At 66.4% G+C, this 24,359-nt stretch carries 25 protein-coding genes and 1 pseudogene; 9 read left to right on the forward strand and 17 right to left on the reverse strand.

The window, feature by feature from the left end:
* The first annotated feature begins 35 nt into the window (after window positions 1-35).
* The 3 genes from BACI349Y_RS05860 to BACI349Y_RS05870 all read left to right on the forward strand — a co-directional run bounded on the left by BACI349Y_RS05860 (window position 36) and on the right by BACI349Y_RS05870 (window position 3,394).
* Window positions 36-1,103 carry a UDP-N-acetylmuramate dehydrogenase gene (locus tag BACI349Y_RS05860; protein ID WP_159631320.1) on the forward strand — a complete coding sequence of 356 codons (1,068 nt, stop codon included), beginning with the start codon at window positions 36-38 and terminating at the stop codon, window positions 1,101-1,103.
* 38 nt (window positions 1,104-1,141) lie between these two features.
* Window positions 1,142-2,245, forward strand: a complete 1,104-nt coding sequence (locus BACI349Y_RS05865; RefSeq protein WP_159631322.1) for a winged helix DNA-binding domain-containing protein — start codon at window positions 1,142-1,144, stop codon at window positions 2,243-2,245.
* 171 nt (window positions 2,246-2,416) lie between these two features.
* A complete protein-coding gene (locus BACI349Y_RS05870; protein ID WP_159631324.1) occupies window positions 2,417-3,394 on the forward strand; it encodes a type IV toxin-antitoxin system AbiEi family antitoxin domain-containing protein in 978 nt (325 codons plus the stop codon).
* A 57-nt stretch (window positions 3,395-3,451) separates the two neighbouring features.
* Here the strand turns inward: BACI349Y_RS05870 and asd are convergent, their stop codons facing one another.
* The 12 genes from asd to BACI349Y_RS05930 form a co-directional block, all read right to left on the reverse strand.
* Window positions 3,452-4,582, reverse strand: coding sequence for an aspartate-semialdehyde dehydrogenase (gene asd, locus BACI349Y_RS05875; RefSeq protein WP_159631326.1), 1,131 nt, complete (start codon window positions 4,580-4,582; stop codon window positions 3,452-3,454).
* 298 nt (window positions 4,583-4,880) lie between these two features.
* A complete protein-coding gene (locus BACI349Y_RS05880) occupies window positions 4,881-5,291 on the reverse strand; it encodes a hypothetical protein (RefSeq protein WP_159631328.1) in 411 nt (136 codons plus the stop codon).
* Window positions 5,288-5,929: a hypothetical protein gene (locus BACI349Y_RS05885; RefSeq protein WP_159631330.1), complete on the reverse strand. Its 642-nt coding sequence runs from the start codon at window positions 5,927-5,929 to the stop codon at window positions 5,288-5,290. The genes BACI349Y_RS05880 and BACI349Y_RS05885 overlap by 4 nt, the downstream gene beginning before the upstream one ends.
* 20 nt (window positions 5,930-5,949) lie before the next feature.
* On the reverse strand, window positions 5,950-6,975 hold the full coding sequence (locus BACI349Y_RS05890) for a hypothetical protein (protein ID WP_159631332.1): 1,026 nt from the start codon (window positions 6,973-6,975) through the stop codon (window positions 5,950-5,952).
* Between the two features lie 113 nt (window positions 6,976-7,088).
* On the reverse strand, window positions 7,089-7,307 hold the full coding sequence (locus tag BACI349Y_RS05895) for an NF038396 family protein (RefSeq protein WP_018760496.1): 219 nt from the start codon (window positions 7,305-7,307) through the stop codon (window positions 7,089-7,091).
* 4 nt (window positions 7,308-7,311) lie between these two features.
* Window positions 7,312-7,896, reverse strand: a complete 585-nt coding sequence (locus BACI349Y_RS05900; protein WP_159631334.1) for a dihydrofolate reductase — start codon at window positions 7,894-7,896, stop codon at window positions 7,312-7,314.
* Window positions 7,893-8,696 carry a thymidylate synthase gene (locus BACI349Y_RS05905; protein ID WP_159631335.1) on the reverse strand — a complete coding sequence of 268 codons (804 nt, stop codon included), beginning with the start codon at window positions 8,694-8,696 and terminating at the stop codon, window positions 7,893-7,895. The genes BACI349Y_RS05900 and BACI349Y_RS05905 overlap by 4 nt, the downstream gene beginning before the upstream one ends.
* Window positions 8,674-10,305, reverse strand: a complete 1,632-nt coding sequence (locus BACI349Y_RS05910) for a hypothetical protein (RefSeq protein WP_201302394.1) — start codon at window positions 10,303-10,305, stop codon at window positions 8,674-8,676. The genes BACI349Y_RS05905 and BACI349Y_RS05910 overlap by 23 nt, the downstream gene beginning before the upstream one ends.
* Before the next feature lie 89 nt (window positions 10,306-10,394).
* Window positions 10,395-11,363: an NUDIX hydrolase gene (locus BACI349Y_RS05915; RefSeq protein WP_159631336.1), complete on the reverse strand. Its 969-nt coding sequence runs from the start codon at window positions 11,361-11,363 to the stop codon at window positions 10,395-10,397.
* Between the two features lie 11 nt (window positions 11,364-11,374).
* Entirely contained in the window at window positions 11,375-13,624 is a 2,250-nt protein-coding gene (locus BACI349Y_RS05920) for an RNA degradosome polyphosphate kinase (RefSeq protein ID WP_159631337.1), read from the reverse strand.
* Window positions 13,625-13,753: 129 nt separating this feature from the next.
* A complete protein-coding gene (gene mshD, locus BACI349Y_RS05925; RefSeq protein WP_159631338.1) occupies window positions 13,754-14,722 on the reverse strand; it encodes a mycothiol synthase in 969 nt (322 codons plus the stop codon).
* Between the two features lie 33 nt (window positions 14,723-14,755).
* Window positions 14,756-15,454, reverse strand: coding sequence for a winged helix-turn-helix transcriptional regulator (locus BACI349Y_RS05930; RefSeq protein ID WP_159631339.1), 699 nt, complete (start codon window positions 15,452-15,454; stop codon window positions 14,756-14,758).
* A gap of 339 nt (window positions 15,455-15,793) precedes the next feature.
* On the opposite strand from BACI349Y_RS05930, the gene BACI349Y_RS05935 reads away from it, so the two are divergent.
* From BACI349Y_RS05935 to BACI349Y_RS05960, 6 genes are all read left to right on the forward strand, one after another.
* Entirely contained in the window at window positions 15,794-16,561 is a 768-nt protein-coding gene (locus tag BACI349Y_RS05935; protein WP_159635285.1) for a permease, read from the forward strand.
* A 173-nt stretch (window positions 16,562-16,734) separates the two neighbouring features.
* The gene (locus BACI349Y_RS05940; RefSeq protein WP_159631340.1) at window positions 16,735-17,343 is read left to right on the forward strand and encodes an FABP family protein; all 609 of its coding nucleotides are present in this window, start codon (window positions 16,735-16,737) and stop codon (window positions 17,341-17,343) included.
* A 61-nt stretch (window positions 17,344-17,404) separates the two neighbouring features.
* Complete coding sequence (locus tag BACI349Y_RS05945) at window positions 17,405-18,142, forward strand: flavodoxin family protein (protein WP_159631341.1); 738 nt, start codon at window positions 17,405-17,407, stop codon at window positions 18,140-18,142.
* A gap of 22 nt (window positions 18,143-18,164) precedes the next feature.
* Complete coding sequence (gene ygfZ, locus BACI349Y_RS05950) at window positions 18,165-19,247, forward strand: CAF17-like 4Fe-4S cluster assembly/insertion protein YgfZ (RefSeq protein WP_201302395.1); 1,083 nt, start codon at window positions 18,165-18,167, stop codon at window positions 19,245-19,247.
* Entirely contained in the window at window positions 19,247-19,672 is a 426-nt protein-coding gene (locus BACI349Y_RS05955) for an ankyrin repeat domain-containing protein (RefSeq protein ID WP_159631342.1), read from the forward strand. Before ygfZ ends, BACI349Y_RS05955 begins: the two co-directional genes overlap by 1 nt.
* Window positions 19,673-19,723: 51 nt before the next feature.
* Window positions 19,724-21,247, forward strand: a complete 1,524-nt coding sequence (locus BACI349Y_RS05960) for a DHA2 family efflux MFS transporter permease subunit (RefSeq protein WP_159631343.1) — start codon at window positions 19,724-19,726, stop codon at window positions 21,245-21,247.
* Here BACI349Y_RS05960 and BACI349Y_RS05965 read toward each other — a convergent pair.
* From BACI349Y_RS05965 to BACI349Y_RS05985, 5 genes and pseudogenes are all read right to left on the reverse strand, one after another.
* Window positions 21,209-21,925, reverse strand: coding sequence for a GNAT family N-acetyltransferase (locus tag BACI349Y_RS05965; protein ID WP_159631344.1), 717 nt, complete (start codon window positions 21,923-21,925; stop codon window positions 21,209-21,211). The genes BACI349Y_RS05960 and BACI349Y_RS05965 overlap by 39 nt on opposite strands.
* Window positions 21,926-21,952: 27 nt before the next feature.
* Entirely contained in the window at window positions 21,953-22,978 is a 1,026-nt protein-coding gene (locus tag BACI349Y_RS05970) for an ATP-dependent 6-phosphofructokinase (protein ID WP_159631345.1), read from the reverse strand.
* Window positions 22,979-23,170: 192 nt separating this feature from the next.
* Window positions 23,171-23,428 carry a PspC domain-containing protein gene (locus BACI349Y_RS05975; RefSeq protein WP_159631346.1) on the reverse strand — a complete coding sequence of 86 codons (258 nt, stop codon included), beginning with the start codon at window positions 23,426-23,428 and terminating at the stop codon, window positions 23,171-23,173.
* Window positions 23,429-23,431: 3 nt separating this feature from the next.
* Window positions 23,432-23,689, reverse strand: a complete 258-nt coding sequence (locus tag BACI349Y_RS05980; protein ID WP_159631347.1) for a hypothetical protein — start codon at window positions 23,687-23,689, stop codon at window positions 23,432-23,434.
* Window position 23,690: 1 nt separating this feature from the next.
* A pseudogene (locus tag BACI349Y_RS05985) lies at window positions 23,691-24,359 on the reverse strand (PspC domain-containing protein); the annotation flags it as partial.

Below are 24,359 nucleotides of genomic sequence, written 5' to 3' on the forward strand. Positions count from 1 at the left end.
TGCGCCCGCACAGTATCTTCAAGTAACGTGGACAAGTGACTTCCACGCTGCTCTCCTCCCTGACCACCTCCGCCGTCGGAGGCCCCGCCGGCAAGTACATCGAGGCCCGTACCGAGGCGGACATCATCGACGCGGTCCGCTCGGCGGATGCCGCCGGGGAACAGGTCCTGATCGTCAGCGGCGGGTCCAACCTCCTCGTGTCCGACGACGGGTTCCCCGGGACCGTCATCAGGATCGCCTCTGAGGGGTTCACGGTCAACGCCGAGGACTCCTGCGGGGGAGTGGCCGTTGTGGTGCAGGCCGGCCACAATTGGGACAAGCTGGTGGAGCACGCGGTACGCCACGCCTGGTCCGGAATCGAGGCGCTGTCCGGTATCCCCGGGTCAACCGGTGCCACGCCTGTCCAGAACGTGGGTGCCTACGGTGCAGATGTTTCCCAGACCATCGCGGCCGTCCGCACCTGGGACCGTGAGCGCAACGCCGTGCAGACCTTCACCAACTCCGAGCTGAAGTTTGGCTACCGGGACTCCATCCTCAAGCAGACCACGGTCAACGGCTCGCCGCGGTACGTGGTCCTCACTGTCGAGTTCCAATTGCCGCTGGGGCGGATGAGCGCGCCGATCCGGTACGCCGAGCTGGCCCGGGCCCTCAACGTGGACGTGGGCCAGCGCGCCTACGCGAACGACGTCCGCCGCGAAGTCCTGCGCCTTCGTGCCTCCAAGGGAATGGTGTGGGACGCCGCGGACCGTGACACCTACTCCACCGGGTCGTTCTTCACCAACCCCATTGTGGCGGCTGACGTAGCGGACAAACTGCCGGAAAACGCTCCGCGATACCCTGCCGGGCTGGACGGGATGGTGAAGCTCTCCGCAGCATGGCTGATTGACCAGGCAGGCTTCGGGAAGGGCTTCGGCCTGGAGGACGACGGCGTGGCCGGAGGCCGCGCGTCGCTGTCCACCAAGCACACCCTGGCCATCACCAACCGTGGCTCCGCCAGCGCCGCGGATATGGTGGCTGTCGCGCGGGAGGTGCGGGCCGGCGTCGAACGCCACTTCGGCATTTCGCTGCACCCGGAGCCGCTGCTCATCGGCCTCGAACTCTAGTCGTCCCCTCGGGGCTGCGCCCGGCCTAGGATGGGCGCATGGCTGCATCTGGTGCCCTGCGCGACGGCAGGATGGTCGGCAGGCTCCGGCTGGTGTCCCAGCGGCTCGTCGGGATAGGGGGTACCTCTGTGCCGGAGCTGGTCCGGTGGATGACCGCCATGCAGGCGCAGGACCTGCCGGCGGCACTGTGGGCGGTCGGCGTCCGGGTGCCCGGGGCGGGAATCACCGATGTCCGGGCGGCCATCGACGCCGGCACAGTGGTGCGGTCCTGGCCGATGCGCGGGACGCTGCACCTCGTGGCTGCCGGGGACCTGCGCTGGATGCTGGACCTCACGGCCGAACGGCTCACCAGGAGCATCGCGGGCCGCCACCGGCAGCTGGAGATTACGTGGGCGGACGTGGAGAAGGCCCGCGACCTGGCGCTGGAACACATCTCGGCGGAGGGTCCCGTCAGCCGCGCCGCACTGTTCAAGGTGTTCGACGACGGAGGCCAGCCGACCCAGGGCCAGCGGGGGATCCATCTCCTGGCTTCGTTGTGCCGGCACGGCTGGCTGGTGCTGGGGCCACTGGCCGGCAACCAGCAGCTGATCGCGGCGTTTGATGAGTGGATCCCCTCCTCCCGGAGCCTGGAGCGGGAGGAGGCTCTGGTCGAGTTCCTGCTGCGGTACTTCCGGAGCCACGGCCCGGCCACCCTCCGCGACTTCGCTTGGTGGACGCAGCTGCCGCTGACCGAGGTCCGCACGGCGTTTGAGCACGTCCGGTGCGAGCTGGTGGAGCTTGAGTTCGAGGGGACCAGCTACTGGCTGTCCCCGGAGGTGGCGGAGCTCCTGGACTCCGGCGTGCCCGGCGGCCGGTCTGTCCACCTGCTGCCGGGTTTTGATGAGTTTGTCCTGGGCTACACGGACCGCAGCCTCGTCCTGTCGCCGGAGCACTCCGACCTGATCGTGCCCGGCGGGAACGGTGTCTTCAAGAAGACAGTGGTTGCCGCGGGGAAGGTTGTTGGCACCTGGGCGCTGAAGGGCACCGGGCCGGGTGCCGCCGTCGTACCCGAACTCTTCGACGAAGCCCGGCCGCTCGGCCCGGCGGCGCAGGCAGCCCTGGCCAAGACCGGCCGGCGCTACACGACGTTCCTGGCCACCTGACGTGCTTCCAGCCCTCACATAACCGGTCCTTGGCCGCTTAACCGGTCCCGCCCCGCATAATCGGCCCCGGGCAGCAACGGTTGTGCGGGTAAGGGCCGCTCGTACCGCGGGCCATCCACATAGCGACGTCCCGTGCTTCCGATGCCGGTGTCCGCCGTCGACCCTTGGACAATGAATTCCGGTGATTTGCAGGCCCACGTCGACCATCGCTGGCCCAAGCAGGTGGTGGCGTCAACCCGCCAATTGGCGGCTGCCGGGCTGGACGACCGTGTGCTGACTGCGGCCGTGAAGAGCGGTACCGTGCTCCGGTTGCGGCGGGGAGCCTACGTCCGGAGCAGAAACTGGCATGGGCTCAAAGAATGGGACCGGGACCAGGCCCGGCTGATGGCCCACTTCGAGTCCACCCACGGCCGGTCCCGGTACAGCCACGTGAGCGCGGCATTGTTGCGGGGGCTTTTTGTCTGGGAAGGCGGGCCCGCCGTGCACGTGACAACCCAGTACGCCAACTCGAAGGCCAGCGCAGGAAGGGACGTCCGGACTCACAGGCTGCCGCTCGCGGAAGCTGAGAAGGCTTCACTGTGGACGCCCGACGGGCGGGAAGTCCTTACCACCAGTGCCGAGCGGACCGTGCTGGACTGCGCACGTATCCTGCCCTTGGAAAAGGCCGCTGTGATCGGTGACCACGCGCTGCGCAAGGGTGCGTCCATCGAGGCCATGCGGCAGCTGCTGAACGACAGTCCAGTGGTCCGCGGCGGCAGGCGCGCCTGGGACCTGCTGGCTGTTCTGGATGCCCGGTCCGAGTCCCCGGGGGAGACCCGGACCAGGCTGATGCTGCATTCTCTTGGCCTGCGCATGTTCGAACCGCAGGTTGGGATCACCACCCGCGAGGGCATTTTCCGGGCGGATTTCGCGGACCCCGACGCCAGGGTGATTATCGAGTTCGACGGCGTCGCCAAGTACACGGACTACAAGCCGGCGGCGGATGTGCTGATCGCGGAGCGGCGCCGGGAGAACGCATTGCAGGAGCTGGGTTGGGCAGTCTTTCGGATCAATTGGCAGCAGCTGAACCGGCCAGGAGAGCTGCGGCAACGGCTGTACGCATTCCTGGCGCGCCATTCCGGAACGCAAAAGCGGCCCTTGCCCGCATAACCGGTGCCGGGCAGCAACGGTTATGCGGGCGAGGGCCGCTAGTGAGGCAGCTGGAAGCTACAGGTTGCCGGTGGCGATGTTGAGCATGCGGCGCAGCGGCTCGGCGGCGCCCCAGAGGAGCTGGTCGCCCACGGTGAAGGCGCTGATGTACTGCGGGCCCATTTCCATCTTGCGGATGCGGCCCACCGGGATGTCCAGGGTGCCGGAGGCGGCCACGGGGGTCAGCTCGGCCATGGAGGCCTCCTTGGTGTTGGGAACCACCTTGGCCCACTGGTTGTCCTCGTCCAGGAGCTTTTCGATCTCGGCCACGGACAGGTCCTCGCGGAGCTTCAAAGTCAGGGCCTGGGAGTGGGAGCGCATGGCGCCGATGCGAACGCAGAGCCCGTCCATGACCACGTGGTTTTCCTCGGAGGTGCCCAGGATCTTGTTGGTTTCCACCCCGGCCTTCCACTCTTCCTTGGACTGGCCGTTGCCGAGGTCTGCGTCGATCCAGGGGATCAGGGAGCCGGCCAAGGGAACGCCGAACTGGGTGGCGTCGATGTCGGTGCGCTGGTGGGCCAGGACCTTGCGGTCGATGTCCAGGATGGCCGACGCCGGGTCGTCCAGTTCCGTGCTGACCTCGGCGTTGAGCGTGCCGAACTGGCTGAGCAGCTCACGCATGTGCCGGGCACCGCCGCCGGACGCCGCCTGGTAGGTCATGGAGGTTCCCCACTCCACCAGGCCGTTCTTGAACAGGCCGCCGAGGCCCATGAGCATGCAGGACACGGTGCAGTTGCCGCCGATGAAGTCCTTGGTGCCGTTGACCAGGCCCTTGTCGATGACATCCCGGTTGATGGGGTCCAGCACGATGATCGAATCATCGTTCATGCGCAGGGTGGAGGCGGCGTCGATCCAGAGGCCGTCCCAGCCGCGGCTGCGCAGGTCCCCGTGGACCTGCTTGGTGTAGTCCCCGCCCTGGGCGGTGACGATAATGGGCAGCTTGGCCAGGGTGTCGAGGTCGAACGCGTTCTCGAGCTTGCCGGCACCGTCGGCGAACGACGGGGCGGCACCTCCCGCGTTGGAGGTGGAGAAGAACACCGGGTTGATGTTGGCGAAGTCGCCCTCGTCCTGCATGCGCTGCATGAGGACGGAACCGACCATGCCGCGCCATCCGACCAGGCCGACGGAAGGGGTAGCTGCTGTAGTCATTGGTCCAGTTTAGACTTCGCATCCGGAAGGGCGCAGTCGGTTACGTCACTGCGTGCCGCCATGAGCCTACGACGTCGGCCGGCTGGGTAAGGCGCTATCCAACGGGCCGCGGGAGGTTCCTGGCTTTGCGGAGCCTCTCCGCCTTGCGCTCCCGGAAGTATCCGGACCGTGCCGTAAACCATCAGGCCGAACAGGGCCGTCACCCTTCCTGACCCCGTACTCTTCGTCCGTGTAGCTGACGATCTCACCGTTCCCGGCCAGGCGGTGCTTCACCGGCACCGTCGGAGACCCAATTCTGCTACCAGTCCGGCCTGCTTGAGCGTCGGGTGGGAGGTTCAAGTGTTTTTCCAGCCGCCTTCCGCAGCCGTGCCGCTTTGCGTTCCTTGAAGTAGTAAGCCCATGAGGTGGGCACCAGGAAAAGCACAATCACACAGGCGATGACGAATTGCACCCAGTTGGTGACCCCGTCACCGGTAAGGACGATGATTGCCGCACCCACCACAATGCCAGAGAACAGGGAGATCAAGATGGCAAGGAAGAGCAGTCCGCCTGCTGAATTGACGGGTTTGATCACGCTGCCCGTTGAGCCTTTATAGACCCCGTATTCCTCGGGCGTGAGTCCCTGCCTCTCGGCCTCCAGTTGGATTTGGCGCTTGTAGTAGCCTTTGCGCTTGACCGGAGGAACCGGTCGTGGGTCTTCGCTGCTCATGTGGTTTCTCCGCGGGTTTCCCGAATACGGGTAAGCAGGCCGTATGTGTCCAGGCCCGTGATTTCCTCGACATCCCGGGTGGGATCGATAACCTTGCCAACCGCCCAGCCGAGGCCTTCCGGTCGAATGAGCAGGTGGTCTTCCCCAGAGATCGACTTGACCCGGATAAAGGCGGTCCCTTCGGGATGAGTCCGCCGATGTTCCTTGATGAGGGAGAGTTGGGCGTCTGCGCCGTCGATAGAGGGGTCCTGGGCAAAGACGAACCAGGTGCCCAGGGTCCTGGGCTGCATCAGCACAGATACTTTGTCGGACTCCACGTGTACCACAGTGTCGGTTTTCTCGCCGTCGACCAGGCTGATTTCCGTCCAGCGGCCCGCCCTGGACAAGGCGTACGCGGTGGGTACCGCGGGCCCTTCCAATTCAAGGTCGTCATCGACGCTGGCAAAGCCACGGGCCAGAAGCGAAGATCCTCCCGCGACGCAGATGGGGTCCGACTGGACTTCCTCTTCCAGCCGGAGTACCTGGGCGGACTTCCTCGCGGCGTCGGTATCGAACCTCCTGATCAGGTATGCGATTTCGGCAAAGCCGAAGCCAACCGCCGTGTCCGGCTGGTTGACGGATTCAGTGCTGGCTGTCACGAATTTGTCCTTTAGTTGAGTTATCCGAAGCCGAGGAAGCTGGCGGCGCTCTTGCCGAGGTCGGCCAGATTCTTGCCGGTGTCTTCGACGAACCGGCCAGGATCCTTCACGGCGCTGGCCATAGTATCCGCGACGTTGCTGGCCGCGTTGTTCACGAACTCCTTGACGGCAGGGATCTCGTAAATCGCGATTCCGGCACTGACCACCGTGCAGATGGTTCCAGCAGGCGGCGGAAGGAAGCAGGCCACGCCGAGTGCCGTCTTGGCGCCCGACCACAAGGCCTCCTCCGGTTTGCCTGCCGCGATATACCCCGCCGTGTCGAAAGCGTTCAGGCCCACGCCGGCCCACCCCAGGCCCCGGCCGAGCCCGCCTTTTCCAAGGCCTTCGAGAATTGCACCCTGACCCTTGAACAACCATGGACTCTCTTTAAAGACACCGCCGAATTGGTTGAGTGCCGGGATATATTTCTGAAGATTCTTGAGTCCGAGGATATCTGTCCCGGAATCCAGCAAATTGTAAGTGATGCTCCTGCCCGGAAGCTTGGCCCAGAGTTCAGCATCAGTAAAGCTGTCCAGGCCTTTGGCGGCCATCGTGCCCAAACCAAAAACGCTTTTCGGCAGATCCAAGCCCGCCTTGATCTGGCCGCGAAGACCCCACCCGTCCCGGAATGGCGAACCCTTGGCCAGCCAATCGGGCCCCCAAGGATCCGCGGGAGATCCGGAACCTGGCCCGCCAGATCCGCCGAAGCCCGGGCCGCCCGCGGAGCCGGGTGCCCCGCCGCTCGCCTTCTCCTGCTCATCAGCGTTCTTGAGCAGTACTTTCGATTCCTGCTGCAGCCGCGAGACGGTCTGCTGGAGAAGGGTCCGGTGGCTGGTGTTCCAATCCGAGCGGAACCGCTGGGCATCCGAGCCCTTCCAGGCCGGGTTGTTGTTGATCTGACTGCTCAGCTGCGTCGACTGCTGCTGCAGCAGATCCGCCGTCTTGTTGAACTGCTGCGCGAGGGCCCGCAGTTGCTCGACGTCGGCACCCCATAAAGTTCCTGCCATCAGGATTCCCCCCAATATTCATTCAACAGCCCCCAGAGTGCTGCGTGCCCCAGCCTAGGCCAGGACAGAACCACCCGCGATGGGGTGGCCTCCCCATGCCGCTGCAGTGAGCGTCAGCTCTGGTCCGACTGCTCCAGCACCGCTGCCTTCCGCGCGCGCAGTGCGAAGAACGCCCCGAAGGTGAAGACCTGCGTAACCACCACCAGTACGATGGCCCCGGCGATCTTGTTGCCGCCCAGGATCATGGTCAGCCCCACGATCGCGGACAGCAGCGCCAGCAGGGGCAGCAGCATGTAGCCCAGGACGAACAGGGTTTCCGGTTTCTTCAGCATGTTCCTAGCCCTCGGTCCGTGACCATTTGGTGAATCGGTAGCGTGTGCCGTTGGCGGCCGTCAGCCAGCCGTCCGGCGGGACGGAGGCAGTGGCCTCCCAGCCGGGGCCAAGCTCCGGGGCGAAAGTGTCGCCGTCGGCCTTCACATCGATGGTGGTGACCACCGCGACGTTGGCGAGCTCGGTGGACTGGCGGAAGACCTCACCGCCGCCCAGGATCCAGACGGTCTCGCCGCCGTCGACAAACTGCGACTCAAGGAGCGCGTCATCAAGGGAGGGAACCACGACGGCGCCCTCCGCCTCGGGCGTGTTGGCCCAGCTTTTCTGCCGGGTGATGACAATGTTCGTGCGCCCGGGCAGCGGGCGGTACTTGTCCGGGAACGACAGCCAGGTCTTGCGGCCCATGATGACCGGGTGGCCGGTGGTGAGCCGGGTGAAGTGCTTGAGGTCCTCGGGCAGGTTCCAGGGCATGTCCCCTTCCTTGCCGATGACGCCGTCGGAGGTCTGCGCCCAGACCAGGCCGACGCCGGTGATCGAGGCAGCCAGCTCCTCCGTGAAGGACTGGGGATCAGTGAAGTTTTCGGTGCTCATACGGCGATCGGTGCCTTGATCGTGGGGTGGTGCTGGTAGCCCACCACGTCGAAGTCCTCCAAGGTGTAGTCGAAGATCGAGGCCGGCTTGCGGGTGATCTTCAGCTGCGGGTACTCGTAGGGCTCGCGTTCAAGCTGCTTGAGGACCTGGTCCATGTGGTTCTCGTAGATGTGCACGTCACCGCCGGTCCACACGAATTCGCCGGGTTCGAGGCCCACCTGCTGGGCGACCATGCAGGTGAGCAGCGCATAGGAGGCGATGTTGAAGGGGACGCCCAGGAACATGTCAGCGGAGCGCTGGTAGAGCTGGCAGGAGAGCTTGCCGTTGGCCACGTAGAACTGGAAGAACGCGTGGCAGGGCGGGAGCGCCATGTCGTTGAGCTCGGAGACGTTCCACGCGGACACGATGTGCCGGCGGGAGTCCGGATTCGATTTCAGGTTCTCGATCAGTTCGGCGATCTGGTCGATGTGGCCGCCGTCAGGGGTGGGCCAGCTTCGCCACTGCACGCCGTAGACCGGGCCCAGGTCGCCGTCCTCATCCGCCCACTCGTTCCAGATGGTCACGGCCTGGTCCGTCATCCACTTGATGTTGGTCTCGCCGCGCAGGAACCACAGGAGTTCAACTGCCACTGACTTGAAGTGGACCCGCTTGGTGGTGATCAGCGGAAAGCTTTTGGAGAGGTCAAAGCGGATCTGCCGCCCGAAAACGCTGGTGGTTCCGGTGCCCGTGCGGTCCGATTTATGGGTGCCGGTGGCCAGGACATCGCGCAGGAGGTCTTCATATGGCGTTGGGATGCTCACGCCTCAAGTCTACTGGCTGAAGATCTTTGGCTGGCGGAGGGCCGGAGGCACCGCGCTGGGCTGTTCCGCCGACAGGGATCACGGCGACCACCACGCCCGCCGCTGCCAGGACAGCCCCGACGCCGGGCGCGGCCTGCCAGGCGAAGTCCCAGGGCTCCGGGCCCAGCGGCGATGCGCTGTGCAGCTTCGGGCCGGCGCCTATCAGCAAAACACCGGCTTGAACCGCTAAGCACGCGGCCAGGGTCCGGACCACCCGGTGCACGGTGATGGCGCGGAGGGCGGCGTCGAGTCCCGGGACAGTGCCTGGAACGCTGCTGCGCCGGCGGGCAAGCAGCAGGGGAAAGCCCGAGACGAGCAAAACCCCGGCACTGGTCCAAGCAGTCACCGGCCATGACTGCTCCACTCCCAGCTCAACCTGCCGCCACGCAACAAGGAAGACGGCAGCCATGAGAACAGTTGCAGCCGCAACCAGCGTGCAGGCCAGGACGGGTGAAACCGGTTGGCGGGGCCAGTGCCGAGGCTCGTCCGTGGTCCCGTAATTCCGGTGCACCAGCAGTTCGCCGAGTGAAACAACGGCCAGGGCAGCAGCGGCGGATACGGCCACCAATAGCGCGGGATGCCCGGTAACCGCGCCCGGGACCAAGATTGCCGCGGGTACAGGAACAAACGCCGCAAGTCCCATCACGGCGCCGATCGACACCGACAACCGCATGACCGGTTCTTCCCGGTTGGCGGCGCGCCCGCGCCTTGGCTGTGCGCCCGTCAGCCTGGGTGGAGACCAGAACAACATCAGCAGCAGGACGCCCAGATTCAGTGCCCCGGCCGGGTTGAACCAGTTCGCGGGTCCGGTGGCCGGATCCGTCCGGGCTGCGTGGTTTCCCGCGATGGCCGCCAACCCGGACGCAACGGTCGCAACCGTACGAAGGAGGCGGTTCATGGTGATGGTCCGCAGCAGGGCGTCGAGTCCGAAGGCAAGTCCGTCCACCGGCCTGCGGCGGCTGATCAGCAGCAGTACGGCGAGGGTTCCCAGAACCAGGACGAACAACGCGCCGCCCAGGTACATCGCCAGCTGCACGCCAGGGATCCGGCCTTCTCCGCCAACGGTGGCGTAGTCGCCCCCACCATCCGGACGTGACCAGTAAGGGTGTGGGGCGAAACCGGGCAGAGTGGACGTCCACACGACCTGGGCAGCGGAGAGGCCGAAGATCACCGTGACCGTCCAGGCGAGGGGACGGGGAAGGAGATCGCGGACGCGGGACACCTTTCCGGTCAGCTTCCCCGGCTGGACGCGGGCCTTGGGGTAGCTGAGCTGCCCCAGCACGTGTGCGGCCAGGCAGCCGAGAACCGGCCACGCGAGGGCCGGGGCAATGTCCACGGGAACCGACCATGATCCAGGTAAAGGCAGGATGCCGGCGTTGGCAGCCGGCAGCAGCGAACTTCCCAGCCAGCCGATCACTCCGATGCAAAACGCGTGCCGGGATGCTTCTGCGGTGAAATCCGGGCCCCGGACGCCACGGATCAGGGATCGGAGCAGGAGGTACGCGCCGCCGGCGAGCAGGAACGGCCAGAGGACGGCAACGGGTGGAGCATCAGAAAGAACAGCGGTCATGGCAGCCGGCACGTTATCCCCCCAGAACTGTGCATCGTTCACCCAAGTCAAGGGGGATACCGGCCCCGGGTCAAGCGGCGCGGGTTTCCTTAGTCGTCAAAGGGCTTGAACTGTTCCACCGCTACAACCCGTTTTTTACCGCTGTTGGCCACATGGCAGACCACCACCTCGCCCGGTGACAGGAACGGCTCATGGGCGGGCAGCAGCTTCGCCAGGTGTGATGGCATGTGGGTGGCAAGCTGCTTGAGCACTGTGGGCAGGGCAGGCCGGTGGGTACAGACCACCACGGCCCGTTGCTTATCGACCAGGGACTCGATGACGGCGGCGGTTTTCTTCGGACTGCGCTGGTGCTTGTGCTCGGTCAAGCCCTCCGCGAGCTTCACTTTCGCGCCCGTGGCCCGGGCATACGGGGCCACGGTTGCGACGCAGCGCAGCCAAGGGCTGGTCACCACCCGCATGGGCTTCCATACCTCCAGGAGCCGGCCCACGGCCTGGGCCTGCCGGGATCCGGTGGCCGCCAGCGGGCGTTCGCCCTCGGCCTTGCTCCAGGACGAACGCGGCTTTGCCTTGGCATGGCGGAGCACCAGTAAGGGCCATGTGTCCAGCTCCCCGCGTTCATGCGCGTCGCGCAGGTATTCAAGCGGGCCGACGTCGGACGGGTTGGACAGCAGGCGGGCGGCCTTTTCGGGGGCGCACCACATGACGCTGTCCACTTCCTTGCCGTCCGGAACCAGGCTGTCACCGTTGACCCTGACCGCCCAGTAGTGGACCACCTTGAGGCCCGACGCCACGTGGTAGTGGATGGGCGGCAGCGGTATCCCCAGGGGCGCCTTGAGGCCGATCTCCTCCCACACCTCACGGACGGCGCATTCGGGGATTGTCTCGCCGGCGTCGATCTTTCCCTTGGGCCATGACCAGTCGTCATAGCGGGGCCGGTGGATCAGCAGGACCTCCAGGCCGTCCCTGCCGGCGCGCCACGGAATGGCGCCCGCAGCAGTTACCGCTATGGGTTCCCCCGGGTGGTCAGTCTGGTCAGCTACGAGTGCATCGCTCGACAACGCGGCGGCCCTTATCGCCGGCTCAGGCTGCGTTGCCGCGGCCGGGACGCCAGCAGCCAGGACTGGACGTCTTCAAGCGGCTTCCCGTCCTCGGAGAGGTGGTGCCGGATCCAGCGGCCCTCGTTGTCGAGGTGCCAGCTGGAGGTTTCCGGGTCCATGTAGCGGCGCAGGAGGTCAAGGACGTAGGTGATGTCGTCCGGGCTGCTGAGCTGCACCAGCGCCTCCACCCGTCGGTCCAGGTTCCGGTGCATCATGTCCGCGGAGCCGATGTACACCACGGGGTCCCCGCCGTTGGCAAAGGCGAACACCCGCGAGTGTTCAAGGAACCGGCCCAGGATGGAACGCACCGTGATGTTGTCGCTCAGGCCGGGAACGCCGGGGCGCAGGGAGCAGATGCCGCGGACCACCACGTCCACCTTCACACCCGCCTGGGATGCACGGTACAGGGAGTCGATGATGGCCTCGTCCACCATTGAGTTCACCTTGATCTGCACATGGCCCGGCACACCTGCCCGGGCATTGCGGATCTCCGTCTCAATCCGGTCGATGAGCCCGGAGCGCACGGAGCGGGGTGCCACCAGCAGGCGCTTGAAGGTTGACTTGGGCGCGTAGCCGGAAAGCTGGTTGAACAGCTTGGAAAGGTCCTCGCCCACCTGGTCGTTGGCAGTCAGCAGGCCCAGGTCCTCGTAGTACCGTGCAGTGCGCGGATGGTAGTTGCCGGTGCCGATGTGGCAGTAGCGGCGAAGGCCGTCCACCTCCTGCCGGACCACCAGCGAAAGCTTGCAGTGGGTTTTCAGGCCCACGATGCCGTACACCACGTGCACGCCGGCCTGTTCCAGTTTGCGGGCCCAGGAGATGTTGGCCTGCTCATCGAACCTGGCCTTGATCTCCACCAGGGCCAGGACCTGCTTGCCGGCCTCGGCAGCGTCGATCAGGGCGTCCACGATGGGGGAGTCACCGGAGGTGCGGTACAGGGTCTGCTTGATGGCCTGGACCTTCGGGTCCGCCGCGGCCTGTTCCAGGAACGCCTGGACTGACGTGGAGAACGAATCGTACGGGTGGTGCAGCAGGATGTCCCGGCGCCGCATGGCGGCGAACACGTTGGCAGCCTTGGATGTCTCGGACTCGTTCAGATACCGCGACGTGTGCGGGACATGCTTGGGGTAGTGCAGGTCCGCACGGTCGATTCCGGCAATAACGGACAGGCCCCGCATGTCCAGTGGTGCGGGCACCGAGTACACCTCGGACTCTTCGACCCCCAGTTCACGGATCAGCAGTGCCCGGATATTGGGGTTGATGTCGTTGGTGACTTCCAGCCGGACGGGCGGGCCGAACCGGCGGCGGAGGAGTTCCTTCTCCAGTGCCTGCAGGAGGTTTTCGGCGTCGTCCTCCTCCACCTCCACGTCCTCGTTGCGCGTCACGCGGAAGGTGTGGTGCTCCAGGACCTCCATGCCGGGGAACAGCTTGTCCAGGTGCACGGCGATGACTTCTTCAAGCGCGATGAACCGTGCCACACGGCCCGGCACGGCACCGGCGCGCGGGCCGTCGATGGAGATCAGCCGCGGCAGCTGGTCGGGGACCTTGACGCGGGCGAAGAGCTCCTTGTCGCTGACCGGGTTCCGGACCACCACGGCAAGGTTCAGTGAAAGGCCGGAGATGTAGGGGAACGGGTGCGCCGGATCCACGGCAAGGGGCGTGAGGATGGGGAAGACCTTTTCCGCGAACATGACGCTGAGCTGCTGCTGGGCGGCGTCGTCCAGTTCCCCCCATTGCATGACGTGGATGTGTTCGTAGGCCAGGGCGGGGCGGATCTGCTCCGCGAAGACCTGCGAATGCCGCTGCTGGAGCCGGTGGGCTTCCTCGCTGATCCGCTCCAGCACCTCAACCGGGCTCAGGCCGGCAGGGGAGGGGACGGCGAGTCCGGTGGCGATGCGGCGCTTGAGGCCTGCCACGCGGACCATGAAGAACTCGTCCAGGTTGGAGGCGAAGATGGACAGGAAGCTCACCCGTTCCAGCAGGTGGAGGGTGGGGTCTTCCGCCAGTTCCAGCACGCGGGAATTGAAGGCAAGCCAGCTCAGCTCGCGGTCCAGGAACCGGTCAGGGCGGATGTCGCCTTCCGGCTGCAGGTTCGGTGCGAACTCAGGGATGTCGATCCGGTCCTGGGTGGCCCGTGATGCCGGTACCTCGGAGGAGCCGAAGCGGGCCCGGACAGGCACCGCAACATCCTGGGACGTGGCTGTTCCGGACGGTTCCGGGTTCATGGCTTCTCCTTTAGCTGGCGCTCCAGTGCCGGCGCTTCCGCCCCGCGCGGCTCCATTTCAACCTTACAAGCATTCACCGGCCCCACGGCCTTTGTTTTACGCGGCGCCGGGGATTGGTTCGCGGCCTGCCTACCCGCCGGCCGGGCCGTACATGACGTCCATGTCCCAGCGAGTGAAGCCGAGCCGGCGGTACAGGGCAACGGCCGGGGCGTTGTCAGCATCCACGTAAAGCATCACGCCGTTTAGTCCTGCGTCGCGGAGGTGTTTGATGCCGGCAATGGTCAAAGCCTTGCCCAGGCCCATGCCCTGCGCCTCCGGCGTCACGCCCACCACGTAAACCTCGCCGATCGCAGGGTGCTCACCGTGGCGGGGGTGGACCTTGGTCCAGTGGTACCCCAGCAGGCGCCCGTCCCGGTCTTCCGCCAGGAGGAAGCCGGACGGGTCGAACCAGTCCTCGGCCATGCGCGCGTCGAGGTCGGCCCTGGTGAGGCCGCCCTGCTCGGGGTGGTGGGCGAACGCCGCCCGGTTGGCGGCCAGCCACGCCTCCTCATCCTTGCCGGGGACGAAGGGACGGATGGCCACCCCGTCCGGAAGGCCGGCGTCGGGCAGGTCCGCGCCCGCCGTCGTCATCCGCATCTTCCACAACTCGCGAACCGGCGCGTACCCGTAGCGGGCGGCAAGGTCGGCAGCGGCCTCGTGGTTGCCGTGGGACCACGCCTTCAGCCCCTCAAAGCCCCGGACCTCCTTCAGCGCGCCCACCAGCCGGTCCGCCACACCCTGGTTCCGGTACGAGGGATGGACGGCGATTTCCAGGATGCCGGTTCCGTCCTGCTCTTCAACCACGACGGCGAAGCCCGCCAGATCCTGGCCGGTCACCGGGTCGGAATCCTCGTCCGGGGCGTAGAGGGCCAGCGTCAGCAGCGTGTGCTCCGCCGAATCCCCGGCGCGCATGGTCACCAGGGTTTGCTCGGAAATGGAGGGGTTGCCGTCCGATTCCTCAGCCGCGGCCAAAAGGTCGCGGCAGTCTTTCAGCAGTTGCTGGTCAACTCCGCCCCGGACGACATGGACGGGCCACTTCTGCGGATGCGCTGGAGTCATGAGCCAAGGCTATACGCCGGCGGCGGTCCAGGCTCAGGCCTCGGTGAGTTCATCTTCCTGCTGCCGGACCAGGGTGAGGCGGTAGCCCACGTTCCTGACGGTGCTGATCAGGTTCTCGTGGTCCGCGCCGAGCTTGGCCCGCAGCCGCCGGACGTGGACATCCACGGTGCGCGTGCCGCCGTAGTAGTCGTAACCCCAAACCTCGGTAAGCAGCTGCTGCCGGGTGAAGACGCGGCCGGGGTGCTGCGCCAGGTACTTCAGGAGTTCGAACTCCTTGAAGGTCAGGTTCAGGGGCGCCCCGTTGACCCGGGCCGTGTAGCTTGCCTCATCGATGACGACGCCCGCGGCACGGATTTCGCTCGGGGTGTCTTCCTGCTCGGGTACGGCCCGGGCAACGGACAGCCGGATGCGGGCCTCCACCTCGGCGGGGCCGGCGGAATCGAGGACGATGTCGTCAACGGCCCAGGCGGAGGACACTGCAGCCATGCCGCCCTCGGTGAGGATCAGCACGAGCGGGGCGCTGAGGCCAGTGGCCTTCAGTAGCTGGGTGAGGGAGCGGGCGCCCACCAGGTCCTTGCGGGCGTCCAGCAGGACAATGTCGCAGGGGTCTGTTTCGAGGAGGGCCGTCGGCTCGGCGGGGAGGATATGGACCCTGTGGTTCAGCAGCTCAAGGGCAGGCAGGATGTCCACCGAAGAACCGGTGCTGTTGGTCAGTAACAGGATGTGCGACATTGTTCCTCCAAGGGCCGTCCGCGCATCGTTGGGCGACTGAACCGGATTCTCACCGGCCGGTACTGGCTTCCTGCAGGAGGTCTTGGTCCGTCAGCATGCCGCCGGCCAGCCACCTCAGCAGGGAGCGTAGCTGAACCTTGAGTATACCCGTCAGCCCCTTCCAGACCACAGATCCGCGACGTGGACCAGCACGTTTTGCGACATATCCAGTTCACATAAGGCAGGATTGGACCAGGGCGGACCGCCCTGCCGTGAGGGGGCTGACCAGCCTTCCGGCCGATCGCCAGGATGGGAAAACAGCGCAGTGAGTGCACCGACGAAGCACAGGCCGGGCTCCGCATGACGGCGGAACTGCAGGCGCCCGTCCGTTCGCTTGGCTCCTGGACCGTTGGCGTCGTCGGGATAGCCGGCCTTATTGCGATCATCGCCGGGGTCTACGCCTCGCCGGAAGCACTCGTGGTGGTGGGCATCCTGATCGCCGCGGCCGTGGGCATCGGCTGGCCGCACTTCCTGCGCATTCCCGCCAAAAAGACCCTCGCCGCCGTCATCGCCCTGCCGGGCGCTGGCGCCGCAGTGGCGGCGGGCCTGGCGCCCGCCCCCGGATACCTGGACTGGACACCCGCCTTCGTTGCCCTGGGAATGATGGCCGTCTTCGTGTTGCAGCTGATCCGCGGCACCGGGCAGGCGCAGCGGCTGGAGTCCACCCTTGGATGCTGCGCAGGTGTCCTGTTGTCCTGCCTCGGCGCGGGCTGGATTGCCGGCTCCCGGTTCAACGGTGTCCGGGAAATGCTGCTGGTGGCGGCGATCAGCGCCGCAGTGGCCCTGCTGGCAGGGCTTATCCGCTGGCCGGACAGCATCGTCGCCCCGCTGGGAGTGGTGCTTGCCGGACTGGCCGGACCGCTTGCCGGGCTGGTCCTGTCGGACATTGCCGTCCTGCCGGCCGCCGTCTTCGGCGTGGTGGTCGGTGCGGTCCTGGCCAGCTTCCGGCGGCTGGCAACGCTCCGCGGCGCCCCGCTGAACATCCCGGCCGCGCTGGGCATGGGCCTTGCCCCTGTTTCGGCCGTCGGATCCCTCGCGTACTTCATAGACAAACTACTCATCTACTAACGGGTTAGGATGGCACCATGTCCGTACTTGCTTTTGAAATTTTCTTCCTTGTCCTGCTCGGCATTGCGAGCCTGTCCATGGCCTGGTTCGCCGGCTTCGTGGTCTACCGCCTCTTCAAGGGCCAGAAGTAGCCACCCCTTTTCAAGGACCGGCCGTATCTGGAGGTAAGACCAATGCCCATTGAGATTCCTACAGACCTGACCCCCGAACTCGTCCCCCTTTCCTGGCTCATCGGTGAGTGGGAGGGCCGGGGCCGGCTGGGCAGCGGCGACGAGGATTCCGAACACTTCCTGCAGCACGTTTCCTTCACCCACAACGGCCTGCCGTACCTGCAGTACCGTGCCGAAAGCTGGTTGACCGACGACGAAGGCACGCGCCTGCGGCCGCTCACCGTCGAGACGGGTTTCTGGGCGCTGGAGCGCAAGCAGCTTGATGCCGACGGCGGTCCCGGCCTGGTGCCCGCCGACATCGTGCCGGTGCTGAAGAGTGCCGACGAGGTTGAGGCACTGCGCAACAAGGACGGCGGCTTCGACATCTCCGTGTCCATCTCGCATCCCGGCGGTATCTCGGAGCTGTACTACGGCCAGATCAAGGGTCCCCAGATCCAGCTGACCACCGACATGGTGATGCGCGGCAGCCACTCGAAGGACTACAGCGCGGCCACCCGCATTTTCGGGCTGGTGGACGGCAACCTGTTGTGGCGGTGGGACGTTGCCGCGGGCGGCGAGGCAGGGAAGGGCCTGGAGGCACACGCTTCCGCGTTCCTGCACAAGGTTTCCTGACCAACGAGGGTTTCCTGACCAAAAAGAGGGTCTCCTGACCCGCGAAAAAGGGAGCGGCACCGTGGAAGAAGGCACCAGGAAAGCAGCAGGAGCGCCGGCCGGTTACGGCGACCTCAAGGCTGTCTTTTTCAACGGCACGCTCAAGAAGTCGCCCCAGACCTCCAACACGGATGGACTGATCCGCATCAGCCGCCGGATCATGGAAAAGCAGGGCGTCAGCACCACGGTGATCCGCACGGTGGACCACGACATCGCCACCGGCGTCTACCCGGACATGACCCAGTACGGCTGGGCCACCGACGAATGGCCCGAGCTTTACCCCGCGGTCCAGGAAGCCGACATTGTTGTGGTGGCCGGACCCATCTGGCTGGGGGACAACTCCTCCCAGACCAAGAAGCTGATCGAACGCCTCTACGCCCACTCCGGGGAGCTCAACGGCAAGGGCCAATGGGCGTTCTACCCGAAAGTCGGCGGCTGCCTGATCACCGGAAACGAAGACGGCATCAAGCACTGCGCCATGAACGTCCTGTACAGCCTTCAGCACATCGGCTTCAGCATCCCCCCGCAGGCCGATGCCGGTTGGATCGGGCCGGTGGGCCCCGGGCCCAGTTACCTGGATGAAGGCTCGGGCGGCCCGGAGACGGACTTCACCAACCGGAACACCACATTCATGACGTGGAACCTCCTGCACCTGGCCCGGATCCTGAAGGACGCCGGGGGCTATCCCGCGTACGGAAACCTGCCGGGCGAATGGGCTGCCGGTACAAGATTCGATTTCGAAAACCCGGAATACCGCTGACCTCCAAGGACTTCTACTTCATATGACTACGCCCAGCCCTTTGTTGTCGCGCCCCGGGGCCGTCGAGGCCGCCGGCCCTGACGCCGGGGTCGCCGCCCACTACGGCGAGCCGCTGCGCGAGCAGCGCGCCCTTGCTGCCGGAACAGCCGTCGTCGACCTTTCCCACCGCGGCGTGGTCACCGTCACCGGGCCGGACCGGCTCAGCTGGCTCAATACCCTGTCCTCGCAGCAGGTGGCAGCCCTGAAACCCGGCGAGTCCAGCGAACTACTGCTCCTCAGCGTCCAGGGCCGCATCGACTTCGACGCCAGGGTGGTCGACGACGGGGAGAGCACCTGGCTGATCGTGGAGGCAGCCGAAGCCGCCCCGCTTGCCGAGTACCTCAACCGCATGAAGTTCATGCTGCGGGTGGAGATCGCCGACGTTTCGGCGGACTGGGCCGTTGTGGGCAGCACACGTGCCGTGCCCGAATGGTCCGGCCACCTCGCCTGGCAGGACCCGTGGCCGCACGTCTCCGCCGGCGGATACTCCTACGCCACCGTCTCAGAGGAGAACCATCCCGGGCTTGAGCGCCCTTGGTTCGAGTACCTTATCCCCGCCGCCGGGCTGGAGGACGCCGTTGCCGGGCGGGCGTTGGCCGGCGTGCTCGCCGCCGAGGCACTCCGGGTCGCTGCGTGGCGCCCCAGGATCGGGGCCGAGACGGACGACAAGACCATCCCGCACGAACTGGACCTGCTGCGTACAGCCGTGCACCTGGCCAAGGGCTGCTACAAGGGGCAGGAAACCATCGCCCGCGTCCACAACCTTGGCCACCCGCCGCGCAGGCTGGTGTTCCTGCAGCTGGACGGTTCGCAGCACACCCTGCCCGCTGCCGGGAGTCCCGTCATGGCCGGGGAGCGGAAAGTGGGGACCGTGACCTCGGTGGCGCAGCACTACGAAATGGGTCCCGTCGCCCTGGCAGTCATCAAGCGTTCCGTGGCCCCGGATGAAATACTGACGGTCCTGGACGGCGACGAGCCGTATCCGGCCGTCCAGGAACTCATCGTCGCCCCCGACGCCGGCCAGGTTGTGGGGCGCCAGACCGGATTCCTGAGGGGGCCACGCTGATGACCGAGAACACCACGCCCGTCCACGCCGGGGCGGAGGCAACGGAGGGGCACGACGACGACGCGCTGGCTCTGGCGCACACGCTCTTCCAAGCTGCCCGTGACGGCAGCGACGAGCTGCTGGGTGCCTACCTGGACGCCGGGGTGCCCGCCACCATGACGAACTCCGCCGGCGATTCCCTTCTGATGCTCGCGGCCTACCACGGGCACGCCGGCACCGTTGAGCTGCTCCTGCAGCACGGTGCGGAAGCCAACACCGCCAACGACAGGGGCCAAACCCCGCTCGCAGGAGCGGCGTTCAAGGGCTACACGGACGTGGCCCGGGTTCTGCTGGGCGCCGGAGCGGATCCGGACGCCGGTGCGCCGTCGGCACGGGCAGCGGCGCAGATGTTTGCCCGCTCGGAGATCCTGGACCTGCTGGGCTGACTTTTCCGGGTTTCCGCCCGGCACCAAACAAAACTCCAGAAGGATGACAGAGTGGAAAACGTAGAAAAGCCGTGGCCGGCGCTGTGGTCCCTGGTGATCGGGTTCTTCATGATCCTGATCGACAGCACCATCGTCTCGGTGGCCAATCCCCGGATCATGGAGGGCCTGAACGCCGACATCAACTCGGTGATCTGGGTGACCAGTGCCTACCTGCTGGCCTACGCCGTGCCCCTGCTCATCACGGGCCGGCTGGGAGACCGTTTCGGGCCGAAGCGGCTCTACCTGCTGGGACTGGTGGTGTTCACCCTGGCCTCCCTCTGGTGCGGCCTGGCCCAAAACGTGGAAACCCTCATCGCGGCCCGCGTGGTGCAGGGGCTCGGCGCAGCGGTCATGACGCCCCAGACCATGGCGGTCATCACCCGCATCTTTCCGCCTGACCGCCGCGGTTCCGCCATGGCCATCTGGGGTGCCACGGCCGGCATGGCCACCCTGGTGGGGCCCATCCTGGGCGGTGTCCTGGTGGACGGCCTGGGCTGGGAGTGGATTTTCTTCATCAACGTGCCCATCGGCGTCGTGGGCTTCATCCTGGCAATGCGCAATGTCCCGGCGCTGAGCACGCACCCGCACCGGTTCGACATCCCCGGTGTCCTGCTGAGCGCCGTCGGGCTCTTCCTGCTGGTCTTCGGCATCCAGGAAGGCGAGACCTACAACTGGGGCACCATCACCGGACCCATCAGCGTCTGGGGACTCATTATTGCCGGCCTTGTTGTCCTGGCCGCCTTCGTGGCGTGGCAGCGGTTCAACAAGGGCGAACCGCTCCTGCCGCTGGGTCTGTTCCGGGACCGGAACTTCTCCCTCGCCAATCTTGGCATCACCATGGTGGGGTTCACCGTCACGTCCTTCAGCCTGCCCCTGATCTTCTACTACCAGCTGGTCCGCGGTCTGACGCCCACCCAGTCGGCACTCCTGATGGTGCCCATGGCGCTGATCTCAGGCGGCATGGCGCCGGTGGTGGGCAAGATCGTGGACCGGGTCAACCCGAAATATCTGGCCGCCGGCGGACTGACGCTGATGGCTGTCGCCCTGGTCTGGAATGGCCTGCTCATGCAGCCGGACACGCCCATCCTGCTGTTCCTGCTTCCCAGCGCAGTCCTGGGCTTTGCCAACGCCGGCATCTGGGCACCGTTGAGCACCACCGCAACCCGGAACCTGCCGCCGCGCCAGGCCGGCGCAGGCTCCGGGGTGTACAACACCACCCGGCAGTTCGGGGCCGTGCTGGGCAGCGCTGCGATCGCCGTCCTCATCCAGTCCCGGCTGGCGGCCGAACTCCCGTCCCGCGGCCCCGGCGCCCCATCCGGTGAGGGCATGGGCATGGGCGGCGGTACGCTTCCCGGGTTCCTGCACGCAGGGTTTTCGACGGCAATGGCCCAGTCGATCCTCCTCCCCGCCGCAGTGGTGCTGGTTGCCGCAGCCGTTGCCCTGTTCTTTGCCAAGCCGAAGCCGGTCCAGGACTGGGCCGCCGCGGGGAGCCCTGCGTCAGCGAAGGTGGACGCTGGTCTGGATTCCGCCGGCTGAGAGGCCCAGTTTCCGGGCGAGGGCAAGGCAGCCGGTGTTGCTGACGTCTGCACGCCACTGCAGCGTCAGCCCTGCGGCAAGGGCCTCGTGGGCGGCGATGGATCCGGCCAGGGCCCCAAGACCATGCCGCCGCCACTCAGGATCCACCAGGACCCCCATGTTGGCCAGCAGGCCTTCCCACTCGCCATAAGCGCCGCAGGCAAGGGGCACGCGCCTGCCATCGATTTCATGGACGATGGTGTACCGGTTCTCGAGGTCGGAAAGACCCACCTCGTTGACGTCGTCCGGCGGGCACCTTCCCTCCAGCTCGATCGCTTCCGGATTACCGTGCGAGACGGTCAGTTCCTCGGAGGGCTGCTGGAGGGGCAGGTCGTCGGCGAAGAACAGGGCTGCGGCACCGAGTCCGTGGCCGCCCTGCTCCCTGGTCAGTTTTAGGAGGGTGACGTGCTGGGCCATTTCCTCATCGGGAATGTCCGCCGCGGCGTCGATGACGCTCCGTGGTCCCACCAGGGCGGAACTTCCGAACAGCCGCACAAAGTCGACAGTCCGGGCCGATTCGTCGGCCCGGACAATCCGTTCCCCCGATGCCAGGGCGTCACCGAACGCGTCGTCGTCAAGGCCCAGCCGGCGTGCCCACGCCAACTGGATGATGGCCGCTGAGCCGGGATCGAGTGTCATGGTCCCAGCCTAGGGGGGCCTGCAGGCTTAGCCGAACAGGACCGCGGCTTCGTCGTAGCGGTTTTGCGGGACGGTCTTGAGCTGGCCCAGGGCTTCCTCGAAGGCGACATGCTGGATGTCGGTGCCCTTCAGTGCCACCATGGTGCCCCAGTAGCCTTCGACCACGGAGTCGATGGCGGCCATGCCCAGCCGGGTGGCCAGGACTCGGTCAAAGGCCGAGGGGACGCCGCCGCGCTGGATGTGCCCCAGGATGGTGGCACGGGTTTCGATGCCGGTCCGGGCTTCGAGTTCGGGGGCGAGCTGGTCTGCGATGCCGCCCAGGCGGGGACGGCCGAAGGTGTCCAGGCCGCGCTCGGAGTGCGGGCTCTCCATGTGCTCCGGAACGAACCCTTCAGCCACCACCACCAGGGGCGCGCGGCCGCGGGCGTGGGCTTCATTGACCCATTCGGTGATCTGCTCGATGCTGACCTTCTGCTCCGGGATCAGGATGGCGTGCGCCCCGGCAGCCATTCCGGCGTGCAGCGCAATCCAGCCCACGTGCCGGCCCATCACTTCCGCGATCATGCACCGGTGGTGGGACTCACCCGTAGTGCGGAGCCGGTCGATGGCCTCGGTGGCGATCTGGACGGCGGTATCGAAACCGAAGGTGTAGTCGGTGGCGTCGAGGTCGTTGTCCACGGTCTTGGGGACGCCTACGATCTTGAGCCCGGCGTCGGTCAGCCGCTTGGCCGCGGCCAGGGTTCCCTCACCGCCGATGGCGATGATGGCGTCGATGCCCAGCCGGTCCATGTGGGCCTTGATGGCCTCCGGGCCGCCGCCGTTTTCGAACGGGTTGGTGCGGGAGGTGCCCAAAATGGTGCCACCCTGTTTGGCGATGCCGCGGACCATGGTGCGGGGGATATCGATGATGTCCCCTTCCACCACGCCCCGCCAGCCATCACGGAATCCGACGAACTCCTGGCCGTGGACCGCAATGCCTTTGAGCACTGCACCTCGGATCACTGCGTTCAATCCGGGGCAGTCGCCACCGCTGGTGAGGATTCCAATTTTCATGTTCGGCTCAAATCCTGGGGAGAAGGTTTACAGGCAGAGCGCCACGCTGAGCTCACCTAGAAGTGTAGTGGGGTGTGTGGGGTACGACACAAACCGGTTACATGGGGGCCGGCCCGGCCCCGGACGCGGGGGAGACGGAAAAGGCCCCGGCCCCGTGATCATTCACGGGGCCGGGGCCGTGGTCCTGGGCGGTCAGGGCCGGTTCAGCGACCGGCGGTCCAGGAACGCCTGGAGCGGAATCTCGTTGCGCTGGTCCGGGAGGGTGATCCACGCCAGGACGTAGAAGACGAATGCCGGGCCCGGAAGCAGGGCGAAAAGCAGGAACGCGATGCGGACGTACGCCACGTCCACGTTGAGTTTGGCAGCGATGCCGCCACAAACCCCGCCAAGCCAGCGCTCGGGGCCGCGCTTCAGGCCGAAGCCCCTGACAATGCTGAAGAACTTATCCATGGTTCAAGACTTCCCTGTAGTTGGTTCGTTGTCACGTTTCCGGGCTGAGAGCAGGCCACCCACCACCAGGGCCACGCCCGCGCCGATCATGAGGCCGATCAGGACGTAGGTGCCGTTGAGCGTCACGATGCCAAGCTGGGCCACGATGATCAGCGCGGCCAGTGCCAGGACGATCAGTCCCCACACCACCGTTCCCACCCTGGCCGGTGCCGGTCCGGCAGTGTCCTGGCCCGCCGTCGTCGGAATGTTGCTGTTGTCCATGTCAGTTGCCTTCCTGGATCGTGACGTTGCTGAAGGTGCCGTCGATCTGCACCACCAGGTGGTTGCCTGGCCGGTCCGTGTTGTAGCTGCTTTCGCGGGTGGTGGTGCCGCCGCGCTGGCCGCTTCCTTCGTTCAGGTTGCCCATGGTCATGTCCGCCTTGATGTCAACGGGCAGGTTCTGCGGGATCACCACGGTCACGTTGCTGGCGGTGATGTCCAGGGGAACCACGACGTCGGACGTCAGGGGGGCGGTTGGGGAGAGTCCCGTGAGGTCCACGGTTCCCCGGCCGGCGGTGATGTCGATGCCGCCGCGCGCTTCCTCGATGCTGGCCGGGTTCCAGTCAACTTGCTGGAACCGCATCCGGCCGTCGTCCAGGGTGTTGTAGATGCCGCCAGTGACCAGCGCGATCACCGCGAAGAGGCTCAGGATGCCGGACGTCCGGCCGCGGAAGCCCGCCACCAGGATGCCCAGGCCGAGGACGGCCGCCGCGCTGGCCCACACGACGGCGTTGCCGGAGCCGCCCAGGTTGATGATGTTCGCGGCGTCCAGGGCCTTGAGTCCGCCGCCCACCAGCAGGGCAGATCCCGTGGCGATGGCGACTGCGGGGGCGCCGGGACCGGATGGGCGGGGCTTTGGCGGCCGTGGCGGGACCCACGGGGTGGGGTATCC

Origin of the sequence: Arthrobacter sp. 8AJ (assembly GCF_902506025.1) — a bacterium.
GTDB lineage: Bacteria > Actinomycetota > Actinomycetes > Actinomycetales > Micrococcaceae > Arthrobacter.

Excerpts from the sequence above, each read along its gene's own strand:
- BACI349Y_RS05865 (WP_159631322.1), top strand. The coding sequence starts at position 1,142 with ATGGCTGCATCTGGTGCCCTGCGCGACGGCAGGATGGTCGGCAGGCTC.
- BACI349Y_RS05870 (WP_159631324.1), top strand. The coding sequence starts at position 2,417 with ATGAATTCCGGTGATTTGCAGGCCCACGTCGACCATCGCTGGCCCAAG.
- asd (WP_159631326.1), bottom strand. The coding sequence starts at position 4,582 with ATGACTACAGCAGCTACCCCTTCCGTCGGCCTGGTCGGATGGCGCGGC.
- BACI349Y_RS05880 (WP_159631328.1), bottom strand. The coding sequence starts at position 5,291 with ATGAGCAGCGAAGACCCACGACCGGTTCCTCCGGTCAAGCGCAAAGGC.
- BACI349Y_RS05890 (WP_159631332.1), bottom strand. The coding sequence starts at position 6,975 with ATGGCAGGAACTTTATGGGGTGCCGACGTCGAGCAACTGCGGGCCCTC.
- BACI349Y_RS05895 (WP_018760496.1), bottom strand. The coding sequence starts at position 7,307 with ATGCTGAAGAAACCGGAAACCCTGTTCGTCCTGGGCTACATGCTGCTG.
- BACI349Y_RS05900 (WP_159631334.1), bottom strand. The coding sequence starts at position 7,896 with ATGAGCACCGAAAACTTCACTGATCCCCAGTCCTTCACGGAGGAGCTG.
- BACI349Y_RS05910 (WP_201302394.1), bottom strand. The coding sequence starts at position 10,305 with ATGACCGCTGTTCTTTCTGATGCTCCACCCGTTGCCGTCCTCTGGCCG.
- BACI349Y_RS05920 (WP_159631337.1), bottom strand. The coding sequence starts at position 13,624 with ATGAACCCGGAACCGTCCGGAACAGCCACGTCCCAGGATGTTGCGGTG.
- mshD (WP_159631338.1), bottom strand. The coding sequence starts at position 14,722 with ATGACTCCAGCGCATCCGCAGAAGTGGCCCGTCCATGTCGTCCGGGGC.
- BACI349Y_RS05930 (WP_159631339.1), bottom strand. The coding sequence starts at position 15,454 with ATGTCGCACATCCTGTTACTGACCAACAGCACCGGTTCTTCGGTGGAC.
- BACI349Y_RS05935 (WP_159635285.1), top strand. The coding sequence starts at position 15,794 with ATGACGGCGGAACTGCAGGCGCCCGTCCGTTCGCTTGGCTCCTGGACC.
- BACI349Y_RS05940 (WP_159631340.1), top strand. The coding sequence starts at position 16,735 with ATGCCCATTGAGATTCCTACAGACCTGACCCCCGAACTCGTCCCCCTT.
- ygfZ (WP_201302395.1), top strand. The coding sequence starts at position 18,165 with ATGACTACGCCCAGCCCTTTGTTGTCGCGCCCCGGGGCCGTCGAGGCC.
- BACI349Y_RS05955 (WP_159631342.1), top strand. The coding sequence starts at position 19,247 with ATGACCGAGAACACCACGCCCGTCCACGCCGGGGCGGAGGCAACGGAG.
- BACI349Y_RS05965 (WP_159631344.1), bottom strand. The coding sequence starts at position 21,925 with ATGACACTCGATCCCGGCTCAGCGGCCATCATCCAGTTGGCGTGGGCA.
- BACI349Y_RS05970 (WP_159631345.1), bottom strand. The coding sequence starts at position 22,978 with ATGAAAATTGGAATCCTCACCAGCGGTGGCGACTGCCCCGGATTGAAC.
- BACI349Y_RS05975 (WP_159631346.1), bottom strand. The coding sequence starts at position 23,428 with ATGGATAAGTTCTTCAGCATTGTCAGGGGCTTCGGCCTGAAGCGCGGC.
- BACI349Y_RS05980 (WP_159631347.1), bottom strand. The coding sequence starts at position 23,689 with ATGGACAACAGCAACATTCCGACGACGGCGGGCCAGGACACTGCCGGA.